Below are 17288 nucleotides of genomic sequence, written 5' to 3'. Positions count from 1 at the left end.
TTTATTCTAATATTCTTTTTAATTGTTTTTGAAAATCTTCATTTTCATTTACTCCAATGTGTTCTTGATTTTTTAGCGGATAAAAATAGGCATTTGCTTTTAACAACTTCTTTAGCCTAACTGCATTATCAATTGGAATCAACTGATCTTTAGTTCCATGAAAAATATAAATTGGTCTTTTTATTTTTGGAAGATAACGATTTGTTTCTAAACTAAATTTCTTCATAAAGTCAGGAAAAAATGGTGCTCTAGAGCTAGATAATTCTAAAAAATTATAATACGGCGCTTGAAGAATCAAAGCTTTCGGATTATTCTCTAATGCCAATTTTGTGGCGAAACCAGAACCAATTGAATATCCTGCAATAATAATTTTATCTTCACGATATCTCTCAGCCACTTTCTTATACACGATAGAAATATCTTTACTCAATTGCTCTTCATTCTCAATTTCGCCTTCACTTTTCCCGAAACTTCTGTAATCTAAAATAAAAATATCATAGCCTAATGAGGTGTATATTTTTGCAATTTTACCCCAAGTTTCAAGTGTTCCAGCATTTCCATGAAGATAAAAAACAAGTCCTTTTGAGTTTTCAGCTTTAAACAATAATCCATTCAACACAGATCCATCAAAAGAAGAAATATTGATTTCTTCAATTTTTTGCTGATAATCAAATTTATAGTCTTTGGGCAATTTTGAACGATAGAAAACTAAATCAACCTGATTAAAATAAAAATAGGATATCATCAAAACATAAATAATCAGAAAAAAGCACAACAGTACAATTCCCAAAAATTTAAACGTTTTTAAAACCTCCATATCTAAAATTAGTTTTGAATCGCAGTTTTCATTTTTAGTCTTTACCAAGATTGAAAACTGAAAATGCAAATAATTAATAAAAAATCCCGCTTTTCAGTTACTGAGACTGAAAACCGGGACTGAAAACTTTATTGTAAACTATTCTTCTTCAATATCGTCTTCGTCTTCATCAAGCTCTTCCCCGTCTTCGTCCATATCAAACAAATAAGGCTCCACCATGATTTTATCTGCCAAAATTTCAATACGCTCTGTCAGAGTTTCAGAAAAGATAATTCGCTGCACTTTGGCGATACTATTAGAAATACGTGTAATTTTTGGATCATGACGTAATTTCAAAATCGGATCTGCATCATCTAGAATAAACATTTTTAGACGATTTACGTTATATCCTGCCGTACTAAACATATCGTTTAATTTGGTCGGTGTTCCAATCAAAACATCAATTCCAGTAGAAACGTAATTTTTATCGTAATCCATGTCGCCTTTTTCGTTTACGCCATAAATTTCCAAATTGGTATATTTTCCATATTTCTCAAAAAGTTCAACCATTTCTAAAACCTTCGCTTTGTCTTCAACAATGATTAAAGCGCGAGGAGATTCTTCCGTTTTACCAGCCAATTGCTGAATGACATTTAAAACAATCGTTGTTGTTTTTCCGCTTCCTTTTGGAGAAATAATCACACAATCAGCACCGCTTTTTATGGTCGAAAAAGTTTCCATCTGCAAAGCATTAGCCTCTGTTAAACCATTTTCAATTAAAGCGTCTTGTAATTTCTCGTTTATTTTTTTTAGTTTCATTTCTAAATTTTAGATTTATGATTTTAGAATTTAGATTCCAAATCATTATTTGCTTGCGAACATTTTCACATCTGTTTCAGAGATTTCGTTTCCGCCTAAAATGATTAATCTCTCGACCACATTTCGCAGTTCGCGAATATTTCCTGTCCAATCGTATTCCTGTAATAAATTTATGGCTTGCGCCGAAAATGATTTTACCGCATTTCCTTGCTCTAAAGCAATTTTTTCGGCAAAATGCGAAATCAAAGCAGGAATATCGTCACGTCTTTCATTCAATGGCGGCACTTTTATCAAAATTACAGCTAGACGATGATATAAATCTTCACGGAAACGACCTTCGGCAATTTCTGTTTTTAAATCTTTATTGGTTGCAGCAACGACACGAACATCGACTTTTATATCTTTATCGGCACCAACTCTGGTAATCATATTCTCTTGAAGCGCGCGCAAAACTTTGGCTTGCGCAGAAAGACTCATATCTCCAATTTCATCCAGAAAAATAGTTCCTTTGTCTGCTGCTTCAAATTTCCCGGCACGATCTTTCACTGCCGATGTAAAAGCTCCTTTTACGTGTCCAAATAATTCGCTTTCGATCAACTCACTTGGAATCGCCGCGCAGTTTACTTCGATTAAAGGAAAACCAGCACGCTCACTTTTTTCGTGTAATTGATGCGCTACTAATTCTTTTCCCGTTCCGTTTGGCCCAGTAATCAAAACTCTGGCTTCCGTTGGAGCCACTTTATCGATCATTACTTTGATATGATTGATTGATTCGCTGTCACCAATCATTTCGTAATTTTTACTGACTTTTTTCTTTAAGATTTTATTTTCAACTACCAATTGTTTTTTATCTAAAGCATTACGAACTGTATTTAGCAAACGATTCAAATCTGGCGGTTTCGAAATGTAATCAAAAGCCCCCAAACGCATAGTCTGAATTGCAGTTTCCATATCACCATGCCCCGAAATCATCACCATCGGGATTTCTGGTTTTATCTTTTTTACTTCTTCTAAAACCTCAACACCGTCCATTTTTGGCATTTTGATATCACACAAAACCAAATCGTAATCGTTGTTTTTTATTTTTTCAAGTCCAGCAACTCCATCTTCGGCTTCATCAACCTGATAGGTGTCATTTTCTTCTGATAATATCTTTACCAAAACTCTTCTGATCGCTGCTTCGTCTTCGACAATTAGTATTTTACTCATTCTTTTTAAAGATGCTAAGATACTAAGATGCTAAGTTTCTGAGTTTTTCCGCTAAAAAATCTTAGCATCTCAGAAACTTAGAATCTTAGAATCTCAAGTTAATATTTTAGCCACTTATACAATTCCTTCCAAGTTGGTTTTTTGCCGTACATCAAAATACCTATTCGGTAAATTTTGGCAGCGAACCAGACCACAAGGAAGAATGTAGCAAACAATAATGATACCGAAATTGCAATTTGCCACCACGGCACACCAAACGGAATACGCATTAACATAACTATTGGCGATGTAAGTGGAATCATCGAAAATACAACGGCAACAGTTCCGTGAGGATCATTTACTACAGTAAAAAACCCGATATAAACACTCAAAATCAGAGGCATTAAAATTGGCAATAAAAACTGCTGAGAATCGGTCTGATTGTCTACGGCAGCACCAATTGCCGCATAAAATGAACTGTACAGAAAATATCCTCCAATAAAATAAATTACAAAACCAATTATAATGCTTGCAATTGGCAGATTCCATAATTCTGCAATATACATTTGCGCAGAACCTGAAAATTGATGTTGAGCTGTTTGCATCATTTCTGGCGAAATTCTTGCTGTCGGTCCAACATTTACTCCAAAAAATGCCGAAGCCGCAAACATTAATCCTAAACCAATTATAGCCCAAATTATAAATTGCAGAATTCCAGCTAGTGAAGTTCCGACAATTTTTCCAATCATAAGCTGAAATGGCTTTACAGATGAAATAATAATCTCTATAATTCGATTTGTTTTTTCTTCGATTACGCTTCGCATTACCATGTTTCCGTAAATGATAATGAACATCATAATTAAATAGCCAAAGGCACCTCCAATTCCGATTTTAATTTCGTTTAAACCTTTTAAGCTTTCCTCTCCAGAAGCCTTAACCAAATGAATATTGACATTTGATTGTGCTTTCTGAATCGCCACAGTATCCAGTTTTTCTTCTTCCAGATTTAGTTTTGTGATTTTACTAGCAATAATATCCTGAGTATTTTCAATAAAAGAAATACTCGGACTATTATTAGAAATAAATTCGATTTTACTTTCTAAATCCTTTCTGTTATTTGTTTTCGGAATAACAATTAATCCATTGAAATTCTCCTTTGTAATACTGTCTTTTAAAGCATTCACTTCAATTTCAGACAGATTTATATATTTAAATTCGGCTCCTTTTTTATTTTCTTTTAAAAAATCTGAAACAAAAATTCCAGTTTCATCATGAATAGCAATTCTTTTTGTTTCTGCTTTCATAGAACTTAAATAGCCAATAAAAACAGCAATAGCCACAAATAAAAGCGGACTCAAAAATGTCATGACAACAAAAGATTTATTGCGGACTTTAGCAATAAATTCTCTTTTTATAATTAATGAAATAATACTCATTTCTTGATTTTAGATTTTAGATTGTTGACTTTAGATTTTCAAATTTCAGGATTACTTCTGAAATCTAAAATCTGAAATCTAAACTTTATTTTCTGTAACTGTCTGGATAAAAATATCGTTTATGCTTGGAATTTTTTCAACGAAATGCGTTACTTGTCCGCGCTGTGTTAAAACATTCAATAATTCGTTTGGACTTGCGTTTCCAATCTGAATATTTAATTTTAAATCATCATTTAAAGATTTAAAACTAGCAGGCGAAACCGTAAATTTTTGAGTAATATCATACATCAAACCTTCAACATTATTAGTCAAAATTCCGACTTCAAAACTGTTTGTTCTAAACTGACGTTTTACATCGACAACTTTACCTTCTATCAGTTTATTTGATTTATGGATTAAGGCAATATTCTCGCATAGTTCTTCTACGCTTTCCATTCGGTGTGTCGAAAAAATAATAGTAGAACCTTGTTCTTTTAATGCCAGAATTTCATCTTTAATTATGTTAGCATTTACAGGATCAAATCCAGAAAACGGTTCGTCTAGAATCAAAAGTTTTGGCTTATGCAAAACACAAACCACAAACTGAATTTTCTGTGCCATTCCTTTAGAAAGCTCTTGGATTTTTTTATTCCACCATCCCTGAATACCCAAACGATCAAACCAATAGTCTAACTGTTTTTTGGCTTCGGCTTTAGAAAGACCTTTCATCTGAGCCAGATAAAGACATTGCTCACCTACTTTCATTGAACTGTACAAACCACGTTCTTCTGGCAGATAACCAATTGTCTGCACATGTTTTGGCTGTAGTTTTTCTCCATCCAAAATTACTTCACCGCTGTCAGGCATTGTAATTTGGTTTATGATTCTGATAAGGGAAGTTTTTCCTGCTCCATTCGGACCTAAAAGTCCATATATACTGCCTTTAGGCACATTTAATGAAACTTCGTTAAGTGCTACATAGTCGCCATATTTTTTTATGACATTATGTACTTCAAGTAAGTTACTCATGTTGTTTTTAAGGATTTACTGCGTCACTTTACCCATTACGGTTCAGCGACTGTAAAAGTAAATAATTACTAGCGAATCTGTGTCATATTACACAAAAAACCCATTCTATTTTATACTAGAATGGGTTTTTATTATTTATAACATTAAAAAAAAGTCACATTAAGAGAACATGTCTTTTACTTTTTCAAAAAATGATTTTTCAGACTTTTCTGGACTTGGAGTAAAATGCTCGTTATTTAAAGCATTTTCAAAGAATTGTTTTTGTTCTTTGTTTAACGTTTTTGGAGTCCAAACATTTACGTGAACCAATAAATCTCCGCTTCCGTAACCATTTAAACTCGGAATACCTTTTCCTTTTAATCTTAAGATTTTTCCAGATTGGATTCCTTCTTCCAGTTTAATACGAACTTTTCCGTTGATTGCTTCGATATCTTTAGAAGCTCCTAAAACCGCTTCAGGGAAACTGATATATAAATCGAAGTGAACATTCTCCCCTTCACGCTTCAAGAATTCGTGCTCAACTTCTTCAATTGCAACAATTAAATCTCCTGGAATACTGTTTCCTGGCGCATCGTTACCTTTGTTGGCAACTTTTAACTGCATACCGTCTACAACTCCAGCAGGAATTTTGATTGATACTGTTTCGTCTTCCTGAACCATTCCTTGAGCATCTGCCTCAGAAGGTTTTTTATCTAAAATCTGACCAGAACCTCCACAAGTAGGACAAGTAGATGCAGATTGCATTCTTCCTAAAATGGTATTGGTTACTCGCATTACCTGACCTTGCCCGTTACAAGTGGTACAAGTTTTATAAGTAACGCCTTTTGCCTGAACTTTACGTTTTACTTTTACTTTTTTCTCAACTCCATTTGCAATTTCTTCTAAAGTCAGTTTTACTTTAATTCGAAGATTGCTTCCTTTCGCACGGCGAGGACCTCCGCCTCCGCCACCGAAACCTCCAAATCCGCCACCAAAAATATCACCAAATTGGCTGAAAATGTCATCCATGTTCATACCTCCGTGACCGCCAAATCCGCCAGAACCATCAAATGCTTGATGACCGTATTGATCGTATTTCGCTTTTTTCTGCGGATCACTTAAAACTTCATAAGCTTCTGCCGCTAATTTGAAGTTCTCTTCTGCCTCTTTGTCGCCTGGGTTTTTATCAGGGTGGTATTTAAGCGCACTTTTTCTGTAAGCTTTTTTAATTTCAGCAGCATCAGCATTTTTTGAAATGCCTAGTATTTCGTAAAAATCTTTTTTCATAATTTAGGTTAAATTCTAAATCTAAAACTCCAATCTCCAATCTTTAAAAGTTGAATTTCAGAATCTTAATTGCTTTTAGTTTCCAACTACAACTTTAGGGTAACGAATAATTTTCTCTCCTAACTTGTATCCTTTTTCAATTACATCTACAACTTTCCCTTTTAATTTATCAGATGGTGCTGGAATTTGGGTAATTGCTTCAGCAATATCAGCGTTGAAAGCATCTCCTGCCTGAATTTCAACTTGCTCTAAGCCTTTAGAAACTAAAGTACTTTTCAGTTTTTCATGAATCAGCTCAACGCCTTTTTTCAAGTTTTCATCTTCAGATTTGTTGATCTCTATAGCGGCTCTATCAAAATCATCTAAAACTGGAAGCATAGCCAATAAAACTTCTTGGTTTGCCGTTTTAAATAATTCAAGACGCTCTTTTGAAGTTCTTTTTTTGTAATTTTCAAATTCAGCAAATAATCTCAAAAACTTATCTTTTTCGTGAGCCAAGTCTTTAGCTAATTGCTCCTCAACACTTAATTCTTCAACAATTAACTGCTCTCCGTTGGCATTGTTCTCTAACGTTACATCGTCTAATTCCTGATCGAATTCTGTATTTTCCGTAGTCATATTACTTTTATTTTTAAAAATATTCTTAAACTTCATTTTTTATTTCTTTCTGTTGGATTGCAAAAGTACTGCCAAATCTTATAAAATGTCAAATTGTCACTTTATTAATTTTGAGGCGTTTAAAAAACGTTCGCAAGCTAGAAAAATTTATTATAATTTTAAGACTATTACGTTTTAGTTTATCTTATCTTTGAGACCAATAAATATAAATTATTACCACCAAAAATTGAATTTAAGGGTTGGCTTCGGCCTCTAAATAATTATTAATTCAAGTTTACCTTATATTAAAAAAAAGCTTCGTCTTACAGAGACGAAGCTTTTTTTATGCTTTTTACCCTTAAAGAATCAATCGTAACCTGCTGAACGAAAAATTTATCGCAAAGAACGCAAAGATTTTTATTTAATTATAGCTTTTTATAAAAAGACAAAGTTCGCAAAGCTTAATATTGATTTAGCTTTGCGAACTTTATTTTTTTTATTCTTGGATAAAAATCTTTGCGTTCTTTTCGATAAAAAACTTTTTTTGCACGGGCGGAGGGATTCGAACCCCCATCAACGGTTTTGGAGACCGCTATTCTACCCTTGAACTACGCCCGTAACTTAAGGTTGGCAAATTAAGAGTTTTTTTTCTTCTCTGGCAACTATTTTGCGAAGAGATTTTAAAAGAAATCCCTTTAAATCTGCGGAATCTTAACCAAAAACCTTAACCCCAAACAGTTAAGCCTGCAAAGCTTTTTTCAATCCTTCAAAGTCTACAGAAACCTGTTCTCCTGTCACTAAATTTTTAAGCGTATATGAATTCGAATTAATTTCCTGATCTCCAACCAATACTGCAAAAGGAATTAAACGTTTATCTGCATATTGAAATTGCTTACCAACTTTTACATTATCTGGATACAGCTCTACTTTTATGTTTTCTTTTCTTAATTGCTGAATTGCTTTTGAAGCATACAAAGCTTCTTTGTCTCCAAAATTCAAGAATATTGCTTTCGAAGTCGCCGCAACAGTTTCTGGGAATAATTGTAATTCTTCAAGAACTAGATAAATTCTATCCAATCCAAAAGAGATTCCGACACCACTCATATTTTTCAAACCGAAAATACCCGTCAAATCGTCGTATCTTCCGCCACCGCCGATAGAACCCATAGCTACCGTTTTTGGCGCTGCAACTTCAAAAATAGCTCCAGTATAATAATTTAAACCACGAGCTAATGTCACGTCTAAATCTAAGGTTGCGGTTGACAAACCTAAATCAGCCACATTGTCGCAAATAAACTTTAATTCTTCAACTCCTTTCATTCCTTCTTCAGAAGAAGACAATAAGTCCGAAAGCTGCGCAATTTTGTCCGCAAAAGTTCCTGAAAAACTGAAAAGTGGCTGTACTTTTACCAAAGCTTCTTCAGAAATTCCTTTTTCGATCATTTCTTTTTTAACGCCGTCTTCTCCGATTTTGTCTAATTTGTCAAGAGCAACTGTAAAATCGATCAATTTATCTGAAGCACCAATTACCTCAGCAATTCCAGATAAAATTTTTCTGTTATTGATTTTAATTGTAACCCCTTCTAAACCCAAAGAAGTAAAAACAGTATCATATAATTGAACCAATTCAACTTCCTGCCACAGCGATTTTGAACCAACAACATCGGCGTCACATTGAAAGAATTCTCTAAAACGTCCTTTTTGCGGATTATCAGCTCTCCAAACTGGCTGAATTTGGTATCTCTTAAAAGGAAACTCAATTTCACTTTGATGCTGCACAACATATCTTGCAAACGGAACGGTCAAATCGTAACGCAACGCTTTCTCAGAAATTTTTCCTGTGAATTTATTTAACTCTATTCTTTGCTCTAAAGTTATTTTTTCAGCAGAATTCAGCTGTAATTCTTCGATTGATTCTGGCAACTCAATTTTACTTTTATTGTAGAAAAAATTACCTGAATTTAGAATTTTAAAAATCAGACGATCTCCTTCTTCTCCATATTTCCCCATTAAGGTATCTGAATTTTCAAACGAAGGCGTTTCGATTGGCTGAAAACCAAATTTTTCAAAATTCGCTTTTATAGTCTGAATAATATATTGACGTTTTGACACCTCAGCTGGTGAAAAATCTCTTGTTCCTTTTGGTATACTTGGTTTTGAAGCCATCTTTTTTATTTTAGATTGTCGATTTTAGATTTTAGATTTCTTTTGAAACTTAAATTCAAAAACCTTTAAAATTAATTTATTTATATTTTTTTGATTGCTGGCGCTTTAGACTTTCGCCTTTATGACTTTCCAACTTTCGACTTAATTTAAGTCTGCAAATATCTTACTTTTTAAAATAAATAATAACACTTCGAAAACAAACTTGTAACAAAAACCGTATTTTCGTGACAAATTGGTCATGATGCTAAAATTATTTAAAGAAAATATCCGAATTGCTTTTGGTTCCATCAAAACACAAATTCTGCGTACTATTCTTACCGTTTTAATTATCGCTATCGGTATTACCGCTTTGGTTGGCATCCTTACAGTAGTTTCTGCTTTAGAAAATACAATTTCTACCAATTTTGCTTCGATGGGAGCTAATACTTTCAACATTAATCAATATGAAAATAAGGTCCGAAATCGTGGCGGAAATGAGCGCGAAGTAATCAATCCAATTATTTCGTATCCTGAAGCTGTTGCTTTTAAAAACAAATACAAATATCCTTTTACGGAAACATCACTTTCTTTTACCACAACCTCAAAAGCTGAAGTAAAATATTTAGACACCAAAACAGATCCAGAAATTACAGTTGTTGGCGTTGACGAACATTTCATCAACAATTCTGGCTTAGAAACCACTTTAGGCCGTTCTTTTAACCAGTTTGACATTGACAACAATACATATTCGTGCGTTGTCGGTTCAGATTTCGAAAAAGGGCTTTTAAAAGATGTAAATCCGATAGATAAAATCATTTCGATTCGCGGAGCAAGATTTAAAGTTATTGGTGTTCTAAAAGAAAAAGGCTCTACTTTTGGAAACAGTCAAGATTTACGTGTTTTGATTCCGATTCAGGTTGCAAGATCTTTGTTTTCTGCACCAAATATCAACTATACCATTAGCGTGATGGTTTCTAAAAAAGAACTTTTAGACGAAGCTGTCGACAATGCCACAAGCACTATGAGGAGAGTTCGCAAACTGAGTCCTGTTCGTGACAATAATTTCGCAATTGGACGCAGTGATGATTTAATAAACCGAATTTTAGGAATTACAAAATATTTAGGCTGGGCTGCTTGGATTATATCTGTTATTACCATTTTAGGATCGTCTATTGCCTTAATGAATATTATGATTGTTTCGGTTACAGAACGTACACGCGAAATTGGTGTTCGTAAAGCTTTAGGGGCAAAAAGATCAACTGTTGCTTTTCAGTTTTTTATCGAAACTTTATTAATCGGACAAATTGGAGGTTTGGTTGGAATCGTTTTAGGAATCTTACTTGGTTTTGCTATTGCAACAGCTATGAGTTTCGTATTTGTAATTCCTTGGATGGCAATTTTTGCCGCTTTTGCAACTAGTTTCTGCGTAGCATTGGTTTCTGGACTATACCCTGCTATTAAAGCATCAAAATTAGATCCTATTGAGGCTTTGCGATATGAATAATTTTAGTTTTCAGTCTCAGTCTCAGTTTTCAGTTATTACTGCGACTGAAAACTTAAACACTGCCTTTCAGCATACGATCATTATCGTAGATATCTTTTCGCAATTCAATATTATTATAATTCATATTTTCTAATAAATCAATCATTTCTTTTCCGAGATACTGATTGATTTCGAAATATAATTTTCCTTTTTCAAGAAGTGCCTTTTTTGCCAATGAAGCAATTTTTCTGTAGAAAATTAAAGCGTCATTATCTTCAACAAAAAGAGCCAAATGCGGTTCGTAGTCCAAAACATTTTTCTTGATTTCTTCTTTCTCTAAATTTCGAACATAAGGCGGATTAGAAACAATGATATCAAATTGGCATCTTAATTCTTCTTCTTTTAAAATATCCAGCATCACAAAAGTTACCTCAACATTATTCTTTACCGCATTTCTTTTGGCCGTTTCAATTGCTTTTTTAGAAACATCAATAGCAACAACTTCCGCATTTGGAAGGTTTTTTGCCAAAGAAATAGCTATACAGCCGCTACCTGTTCCGATATCTAGTATTCTTATTTTTTTTGACTTTTCTGGACTCGCATTTTCGTTAATAATCCACTCGACCAATTCTTCTGTTTCTGGTCTCGGAATTAAAACATTTTCATTTACTTCAAAATCCAAACCGTAAAAATTGGTCTTTCCAAGCAAATACTGGATTGGAACTTCTTGCTTCAATTGCTTTAACAATTCATCCCAAATTATAAAATCGTTTCCTTCAAAAGTCAATTCGTGATTTAGTGCCAGGTCAATCTGACGAAGTTTGTGTTTCTCTTCGAGAATTAAATAAAAAAAACTCTCCGCTTCGTACGCATCGTAAAAAGGTGATAATTCTTTGATAAATTGAGTGCGGTACTGTTTAATTTTCATTTTATTTTTTGAACATTATGTCACCAGCCAAAACTGATCTTTTAAATAAGTCTCCTTGAACCAAATTTGTTACAACAATTACAAAACTTTCAGCATCCAAACCGGACAAGAATTGTGTCCCGTACAACCTAATGGTTCCTCTAAATATTCAAAACCAGACTTTCTGTACAGCTTTTGTGCGGCATGCATAAATGGCATTGTTTCGATGTAACATTTTTCAAAACCAAAAGCTTTTGCTTGCTCTAAGCATTTTTCCATCAATTTGGCTCCAATTCCTAAACCGCGAGTTTTTGGCAAAAAATACATTTTCTGCAATTCACAGATTCTCGGATCTCCATTCTCTAAAGGCGCGATTCCTGCACATCCAACAACTTCACCCTCACTTTCCACCACAAAATACATTGATTTTACTTTGCTATACTCTTCAAACATTAAATCCAAATATGGATCTTCGTAAGCCGTTCCGACTTTTGGTATTTCCATTTCGTCGAAAACTGATCTAATTAAACTTGCAACTGACTGATTGTCTTCTTTTTCAATTGCTCGTATAAGCCAATTTACCATTTTTTTTATTCTAAATCATTATAAACACAAAAGTAAATATACTTTTTCTATAGTTTCTTAACTTAGTCATAAACTCAAAAATAATTACTTTTGCACTGTGAATATACATGAAAAATATATAAAACGCTGTATTGAACTGGCACAAAATGGGCTTGGATCAACTTATCCGAATCCAATGGTCGGAAGCGTAATCGTTTACGAAAACAAAATTATCGGTGAAGGCTGGCATAAAAAGGCTGGAGAACCGCATGCAGAGGTAAATGCAGTGCGATCTGTAAAAGATAAATCGCTGCTGAAAAAAGCTACAATTTATGTAAGCTTGGAGCCTTGCAGTCATTTTGGAAAAACACCTCCATGTTGTGATTTGATTATCGCAAATCAAATTCCGAATGTGGTTGTCGGTACAGTTGATCCAAATGAGAAAGTGGCTGGAAAAGGTATTTTAAAACTAATTGAAGCCGGAGCCAATGTAACTATTGGAGTTTTAGAAGATGAATGTAACGAACTGAATAAGCGTTTTTTTACTTTTCATCAAAAAAAGAGGCCTTATGTAATTCTAAAATGGGCAGAAAGTCAAGATGGATTTCTGACTCCTGAAAAAGTCAGCAATCAAGATCGAAAACCTATCTGGATTACCAATCAATATTCTAGACAATTAGTGCACAAATGGCGAACTGAAGAACAAGCCATTTTAGTTGGAACACAAACCGTTGTTGATGACAATCCAAAATTAAATGCTAGAGATTGGGCTGGAAACAATCCCGTTAGAGTAGTCATAGATCAAAACAATAGAATTGATGAAAACAGTTTTATTTTTGATGATTCTATAAAAACTTTTATTTTTTGTAAAGAATCAAAACCATCAAAAGAAAACACTCAATTTGAAGTAATTGATTTTAGCAAAAATATCATTCCTCAGATTTTAGACGTTTTGTATCAAAATCAAATTCAATCTGTAATTATTGAGGGCGGAAGACAAACGCTTCAATCTTTTATAGATGAAAATCTTTGGGATGAAGCTCGAATTTTTGTCGGAAAAACAAGTTTTGAAAAAGGAACAAAAGCTCCAGAAATTTCAAGAAAAAACAGTTCAAAGACCAATATTTTAGATGACAAATTAATACAAATTAGAAATTATGATTGATGCGATAATTTTTGACTTTGGAGACATTTTTATCAATTTAGATAAACCTGCCACAATTTCTGGTTTGCAAAAACTAGGAATGAAGGAATGGAATAACGAACTGGATCAGTTAAATCTCTCTTTTGAAACAGGATCTATTTCGCCAGAAGATTTTATTGGTGGTTTTCAAAAACAATTACCCAATGCTTCAAAAGAAGAAATCTTAAAAGCATGGAATGCTGTTTTGGCAGATTTTCCTTTTTATCGTTTGGAATTTCTTCAGGAGTTATCAAAAAAATATCGCTTGTTTTTGTTAAGCAATACCGATTCAATTCACATCAATACTTTTGAAGAAAAAAGTGGCGTTTCTTTTTATAAAGATTTTTACAATTGTTTTGAGAAGGTTTATTTTTCTTTTGATATCGGAATGAGAAAACCAGATCCGAAAATTTATCAGTTTGTCCTTGAACAAAATAATCTCATTGCAGAAAACACTTTATTTGTTGACGATAAAACAGAAAATACCGACAGCGCTGCAACTTTAGGAATCAAAGTATGGAATCTTCAAGTTGGCAAAGAAGATGTTGTTGATCTATTTACCAAAGGATTATTGTAACACACATTCTAGTAAAAAATATTTAGCCACAGATTAAAAAGATTTCTTTTTTGCTTTATTAAAAGAAAATCTGTGAGAATCTTTTTAATCTATGGCTAAAAAAACTTAAAACCTTACAATTGGAAATTAACGATACTTATCAAACTATTGCAACTGCATCTGAAGAAATACTGTTTAAAGAAAAAGGCAGTAAATTCTTTGGTTATGCTTTTCCGATAGATCACGAAGACGAAGTAAAACCCATAATTGAAGACCTTAAAAAACAACATCCGCATGCGGTGCATTATTGCTATGCCTACCAATTGGGCGTTGGAAATAAAATTTCGTATCGCGCTAACGATGATGGCGAGCCTAGCAATACTGCGGGAGCGCCAATTTATGGCCAAATACAATCTTTTGGAGTTACAAACGTTCTTGTTGTAGTAGTTAGAATTTTTGGAGGAGTAAAATTAGGCGTTGGCGGTTTAATTGCTGCATATAGAACAACAGCACAACAGACTTTGGAAATTTGTAAAATCGTTGAAAAGACAATCGATGTCGAATTTTTAATTTCTTTTGATTATAAAAACATGAATAAAGTGATGCGTGTTATCAAAGAAAAGAAATTAGAAATTGTATCTCAAGAAATGGAAATGGATGAAATTTCGGGACTGCCAATTGGCAAAATTGTAACAAAAACGCGAAAAAAAAATGCCGAAACAGTGTTCAGCATTTTTGATTTAATGTTCGAAATCGATATTAAATTAGTATAATTTAACATCAAAATCCTATTCGTTTTAACAATTATTCTAGGGATTTAAATATTTCCAAAATGTACTCTGGAGGAGCTGTTGGACGACCCGTTTTTAACGCAACAAATACTAAAATAAACGTCGCTGTTGTTAATAACTCATTTGCCTCATTGTAGATTGCGCAGTCAAATTCGATCTTTACAGAAGAGTGACTTTTGAAAGTCGTGTGAATTGTCAAAAGTTCGTCGTATCTCGCCGATTTTTTGTAATTGATATTCATGTTGACAATTGGAAGACCAATTCCACTTTCTTCCATGCTTTTATACGAAACCCCTTTATTTCTAAGCCATTCCACGCGTCCAATCTCAAAATAAGGCACATAATTTCCGTGATAAACAACTCCCATTTGGTCAGTTTCTGAGTAACGAACTCGTACTTGAGTCTGATGATTTTTCATTTATAAAATATTAAAAAATTTCGAATTTAAAAAGCCTCATTACAACTTTTTTTTATAAAATTAGATACCAAAATATTTTTTTTTACAGAAATTTGTTCACATATTTGTTATCCCGAAATACGGAATAAAATTGCTCCTTTTTTATTAGGAGAATCTTTATAACAATAATAAAAATTTATCTGAATCTATGACTAAAACTGCTCAATCGGTATGGGAAAACTGTTTGTCCTTTATAAAGGATAATATTCAAGACCAAGCATATAAAACTTGGTTCGAACCAATCAAATCAGTTGAGCTAACCGATAACGCATTATACATTCAGGTTCCGAGTAAATTTTTCTACGAATGGCTCGAAGAGCATTACGTAAAATTATTGAAAGTTGCGCTTACCAAAGAACTGGGAAAAAACGCAAAGTTACTCTATAAAATTAAAATGGAGAACACTTATGGCAATAAACAGCCGTTTACCGAGCAGCTGCCAAGTGCCAACAGAGTGCCAATGAAACCGCAAGAGGTTGATGCTCCGTTTAAAAACTTAAATCCTGAACTTAAAAATCCGTTTGTAATTCCTGGAATTAGAAATTTAAAAATTGAGTCTCAGTTAAATCCGAACTATAGTTTTGATAATTTCTTAGAAGGAGATTCCAACCGTTTAGCTCGTTCTGCAGGTATGGCTGTTGCTAACAAACCTGGAGGAACTTCATTTAATCCTTTGTTGATTTTTGGAGGAGTTGGTTTAGGAAAAACACACTTAGCACATGCTATAGGCGTAGAAGTAAAAGATAAGTATCCGGAAAAGACCGTTTTATATATTTCTGCCGAGATTTTCACACAACAATATATTGACTCTGTAAAAAAGAATAATCGTAATGATTTCATTCACTTTTATCAGTTAATCGATGTTTTGATTATTGATGATGTTCAGTTCTTGTCTGGAAAATCAGGGACACAAGATGTATTCTTTCATATTTTCAACTATTTACACCAAAACGGAAAACAAGTAATCTTAACTTCAGATAAAGCTCCTGTTGACATGCAGGACATCGAACAAAGATTATTGTCTCGTTTTAAATGGGGATTATCTGCAGAATTACATCAGCCTGACTACGAAACTCGTATTTCAATCTTAAAAAACATTTTATACCGTGATGGTGTAGAAATGCCAGAAGATATTCTAGAATATGTTGCTCGAAACATTAAATCAAATGTTAGAGAGCTTGAAGGTGCTATTATTTCGTTAATCGCTCAATCTTCTTTCAATAAAAAAGAAGTTACGATTGAATTAGCAAAAAGCGTTGTAGAGAAATTTGTTAAAAACGTAAAGAGAGAAATCTCAATCGATTATATTCAAAAAATCGTTTCAGATTATTTCCAATTGGATATTGAAACACTTCAATCTAAGACTAGAAAGAGGCACGTTGTACAAGCAAGACAATTAGCAATGTTCTTTGCTAAGAAATTCACTAAAGCTTCTCTTGCTAATATTGGTTCACAAATTGGAGACCGCGATCACGCAACTGTTCTTCACGCTTGCAAAACAGTCGATAATTTAGTTTCTACAGACAAACAATTTAAAAAGTTTGTTGAAGACATCAATAAAAAACTAACGCTTTAAGACGCACCATGCCTGTAAAAATCTTAATGGTTTGTTTAGGGAACATCTGTAGATCTCCCTTAGCAGAAGGGATTTTAGCTTCTAAATTACCTCAAGATAAATTCTTTGTCGATTCGGCAGGTACAGGTTCTTGGCATATTGGGCATTGCCCAGACAAACGTTCTATCGAAGTGGCTAAAAAAAACGGAATTAACATTAGCACGCAAAAAGGGAGACAAATTCAAGTTTCTGATTTTGATGAGTTCGATTATATTTATGTAATGGACAATTCTAATTTTCAAGATGTTATTCATTTAGCAAAAACTCCTGAGCACAAAAACAAAGTTCGTTTGATTTTAAACGAATTATTTCCAGATGAAAATGTTGATGTTCCAGATCCATATTACGGTTCAACAAATGGTTTTGACAACGTTTACAAAATGCTAGACGAAGTAACAGATCTTATTGCAGATCAATTACTTAAAAAACACTCCTAATTCGATTCAATTATTTCTAAAAAAGAGATAATTGAATTTT

Annotated in this window: 17 protein-coding genes and 1 tRNA gene; 6 read left to right on the top strand and 12 right to left on the bottom strand. The window is 33.4% G+C overall.

Annotated features, from left to right (window positions below):
• Window position 1: 1 nt before the first annotated feature.
• From LPB248_RS16315 to hisS, 9 genes are all read right to left on the bottom strand, one after another.
• A complete protein-coding gene (locus LPB248_RS16315; RefSeq protein ID WP_255462961.1) occupies window positions 2-745 on the bottom strand; it encodes an alpha/beta hydrolase in 744 nt (247 codons plus the stop codon).
• A gap of 210 nt (window positions 746-955) precedes the next feature.
• The gene (locus tag LPB248_RS16310) at window positions 956-1615 is read right to left on the bottom strand and encodes a DEAD/DEAH box helicase (RefSeq protein WP_177212356.1); all 660 of its coding nucleotides are present in this window, start codon (window positions 1613-1615) and stop codon (window positions 956-958) included.
• 45 nt (window positions 1616-1660) lie between these two features.
• The gene (locus LPB248_RS16305; RefSeq protein WP_177212355.1) at window positions 1661-2824 is read right to left on the bottom strand and encodes a sigma-54-dependent transcriptional regulator; all 1164 of its coding nucleotides are present in this window, start codon (window positions 2822-2824) and stop codon (window positions 1661-1663) included.
• Window positions 2825-2922: 98 nt separating this feature from the next.
• Window positions 2923-4239: an ABC transporter permease gene (locus LPB248_RS16300; protein WP_177212354.1), complete on the bottom strand. Its 1317-nt coding sequence runs from the start codon at window positions 4237-4239 to the stop codon at window positions 2923-2925.
• Between the two features lie 78 nt (window positions 4240-4317).
• Window positions 4318-5247, bottom strand: a complete 930-nt coding sequence (locus tag LPB248_RS16295; RefSeq protein ID WP_177212353.1) for an ABC transporter ATP-binding protein — start codon at window positions 5245-5247, stop codon at window positions 4318-4320.
• A gap of 159 nt (window positions 5248-5406) precedes the next feature.
• Window positions 5407-6513 carry a molecular chaperone DnaJ gene (gene dnaJ / locus LPB248_RS16290; protein WP_177212352.1) on the bottom strand — a complete coding sequence of 369 codons (1107 nt, stop codon included), beginning with the start codon at window positions 6511-6513 and terminating at the stop codon, window positions 5407-5409.
• 75 nt (window positions 6514-6588) lie between these two features.
• On the bottom strand, window positions 6589-7167 hold the full coding sequence (locus tag LPB248_RS16285) for a nucleotide exchange factor GrpE (protein ID WP_177212351.1): 579 nt from the start codon (window positions 7165-7167) through the stop codon (window positions 6589-6591).
• 490 nt (window positions 7168-7657) lie between these two features.
• Window positions 7658-7728 (bottom strand) — tRNA-Trp (locus LPB248_RS16280).
• 120 nt (window positions 7729-7848) lie between these two features.
• A complete protein-coding gene (gene hisS / locus LPB248_RS16275) occupies window positions 7849-9276 on the bottom strand; it encodes a histidine--tRNA ligase (protein WP_177212350.1) in 1428 nt (475 codons plus the stop codon).
• Window positions 9277-9514: 238 nt separating this feature from the next.
• Between hisS and LPB248_RS16270 the strand changes: the two genes are divergently transcribed.
• Window positions 9515-10759: an ABC transporter permease gene (locus LPB248_RS16270; protein WP_177212349.1), complete on the top strand. Its 1245-nt coding sequence runs from the start codon at window positions 9515-9517 to the stop codon at window positions 10757-10759.
• A gap of 52 nt (window positions 10760-10811) precedes the next feature.
• Here the strand turns inward: LPB248_RS16270 and prmC are convergent, their stop codons facing one another.
• Window positions 10812-11666: a peptide chain release factor N(5)-glutamine methyltransferase gene (gene prmC, locus LPB248_RS16265; protein ID WP_177212348.1), complete on the bottom strand. Its 855-nt coding sequence runs from the start codon at window positions 11664-11666 to the stop codon at window positions 10812-10814.
• A 78-nt stretch (window positions 11667-11744) separates the two neighbouring features.
• Entirely contained in the window at window positions 11745-12230 is a 486-nt protein-coding gene (locus LPB248_RS16260) for a GNAT family N-acetyltransferase (protein ID WP_177212347.1), read from the bottom strand.
• A gap of 97 nt (window positions 12231-12327) precedes the next feature.
• On the opposite strand from LPB248_RS16260, the gene ribD reads away from it, so the two are divergent.
• The 3 genes from ribD to LPB248_RS16245 all read left to right on the top strand — a co-directional run bounded on the left by ribD (window position 12328) and on the right by LPB248_RS16245 (window position 14721).
• The gene (gene ribD / locus LPB248_RS16255; protein WP_177212346.1) at window positions 12328-13374 is read left to right on the top strand and encodes a bifunctional diaminohydroxyphosphoribosylaminopyrimidine deaminase/5-amino-6-(5-phosphoribosylamino)uracil reductase RibD; all 1047 of its coding nucleotides are present in this window, start codon (window positions 12328-12330) and stop codon (window positions 13372-13374) included.
• Window positions 13367-13969, top strand: a complete 603-nt coding sequence (locus LPB248_RS16250) for an HAD family hydrolase (protein WP_177212345.1) — start codon at window positions 13367-13369, stop codon at window positions 13967-13969. The genes ribD and LPB248_RS16250 overlap by 8 nt, the downstream gene beginning before the upstream one ends.
• 119 nt (window positions 13970-14088) lie before the next feature.
• Complete coding sequence (locus tag LPB248_RS16245) at window positions 14089-14721, top strand: IMPACT family protein (RefSeq protein ID WP_177212344.1); 633 nt, start codon at window positions 14089-14091, stop codon at window positions 14719-14721.
• 31 nt (window positions 14722-14752) lie between these two features.
• Here LPB248_RS16245 and LPB248_RS16240 read toward each other — a convergent pair whose 3' ends face one another.
• A complete protein-coding gene (locus LPB248_RS16240) occupies window positions 14753-15157 on the bottom strand; it encodes an acyl-CoA thioesterase (protein ID WP_177212343.1) in 405 nt (134 codons plus the stop codon).
• A 187-nt stretch (window positions 15158-15344) separates the two neighbouring features.
• Between LPB248_RS16240 and dnaA the strand changes: the two genes are divergently transcribed.
• A complete protein-coding gene (gene dnaA / locus LPB248_RS16235; RefSeq protein WP_095931847.1) occupies window positions 15345-16772 on the top strand; it encodes a chromosomal replication initiator protein DnaA in 1428 nt (475 codons plus the stop codon).
• A gap of 8 nt (window positions 16773-16780) precedes the next feature.
• Window positions 16781-17248, top strand: a complete 468-nt coding sequence (locus LPB248_RS16230; RefSeq protein WP_177212342.1) for a low molecular weight protein-tyrosine-phosphatase — start codon at window positions 16781-16783, stop codon at window positions 17246-17248.
• Window positions 17249-17288 lie beyond the last annotated feature (40 nt).

The sequence above is a fragment of the Flavobacterium sp. LPB0248 genome (assembly GCF_013388355.1).
Taxonomy (GTDB): domain Bacteria; phylum Bacteroidota; class Bacteroidia; order Flavobacteriales; family Flavobacteriaceae; genus Flavobacterium.
Note: the sequence above shows the minus strand (reverse complement) of the source record. Positions and strands in the feature narration are given on the sequence as shown.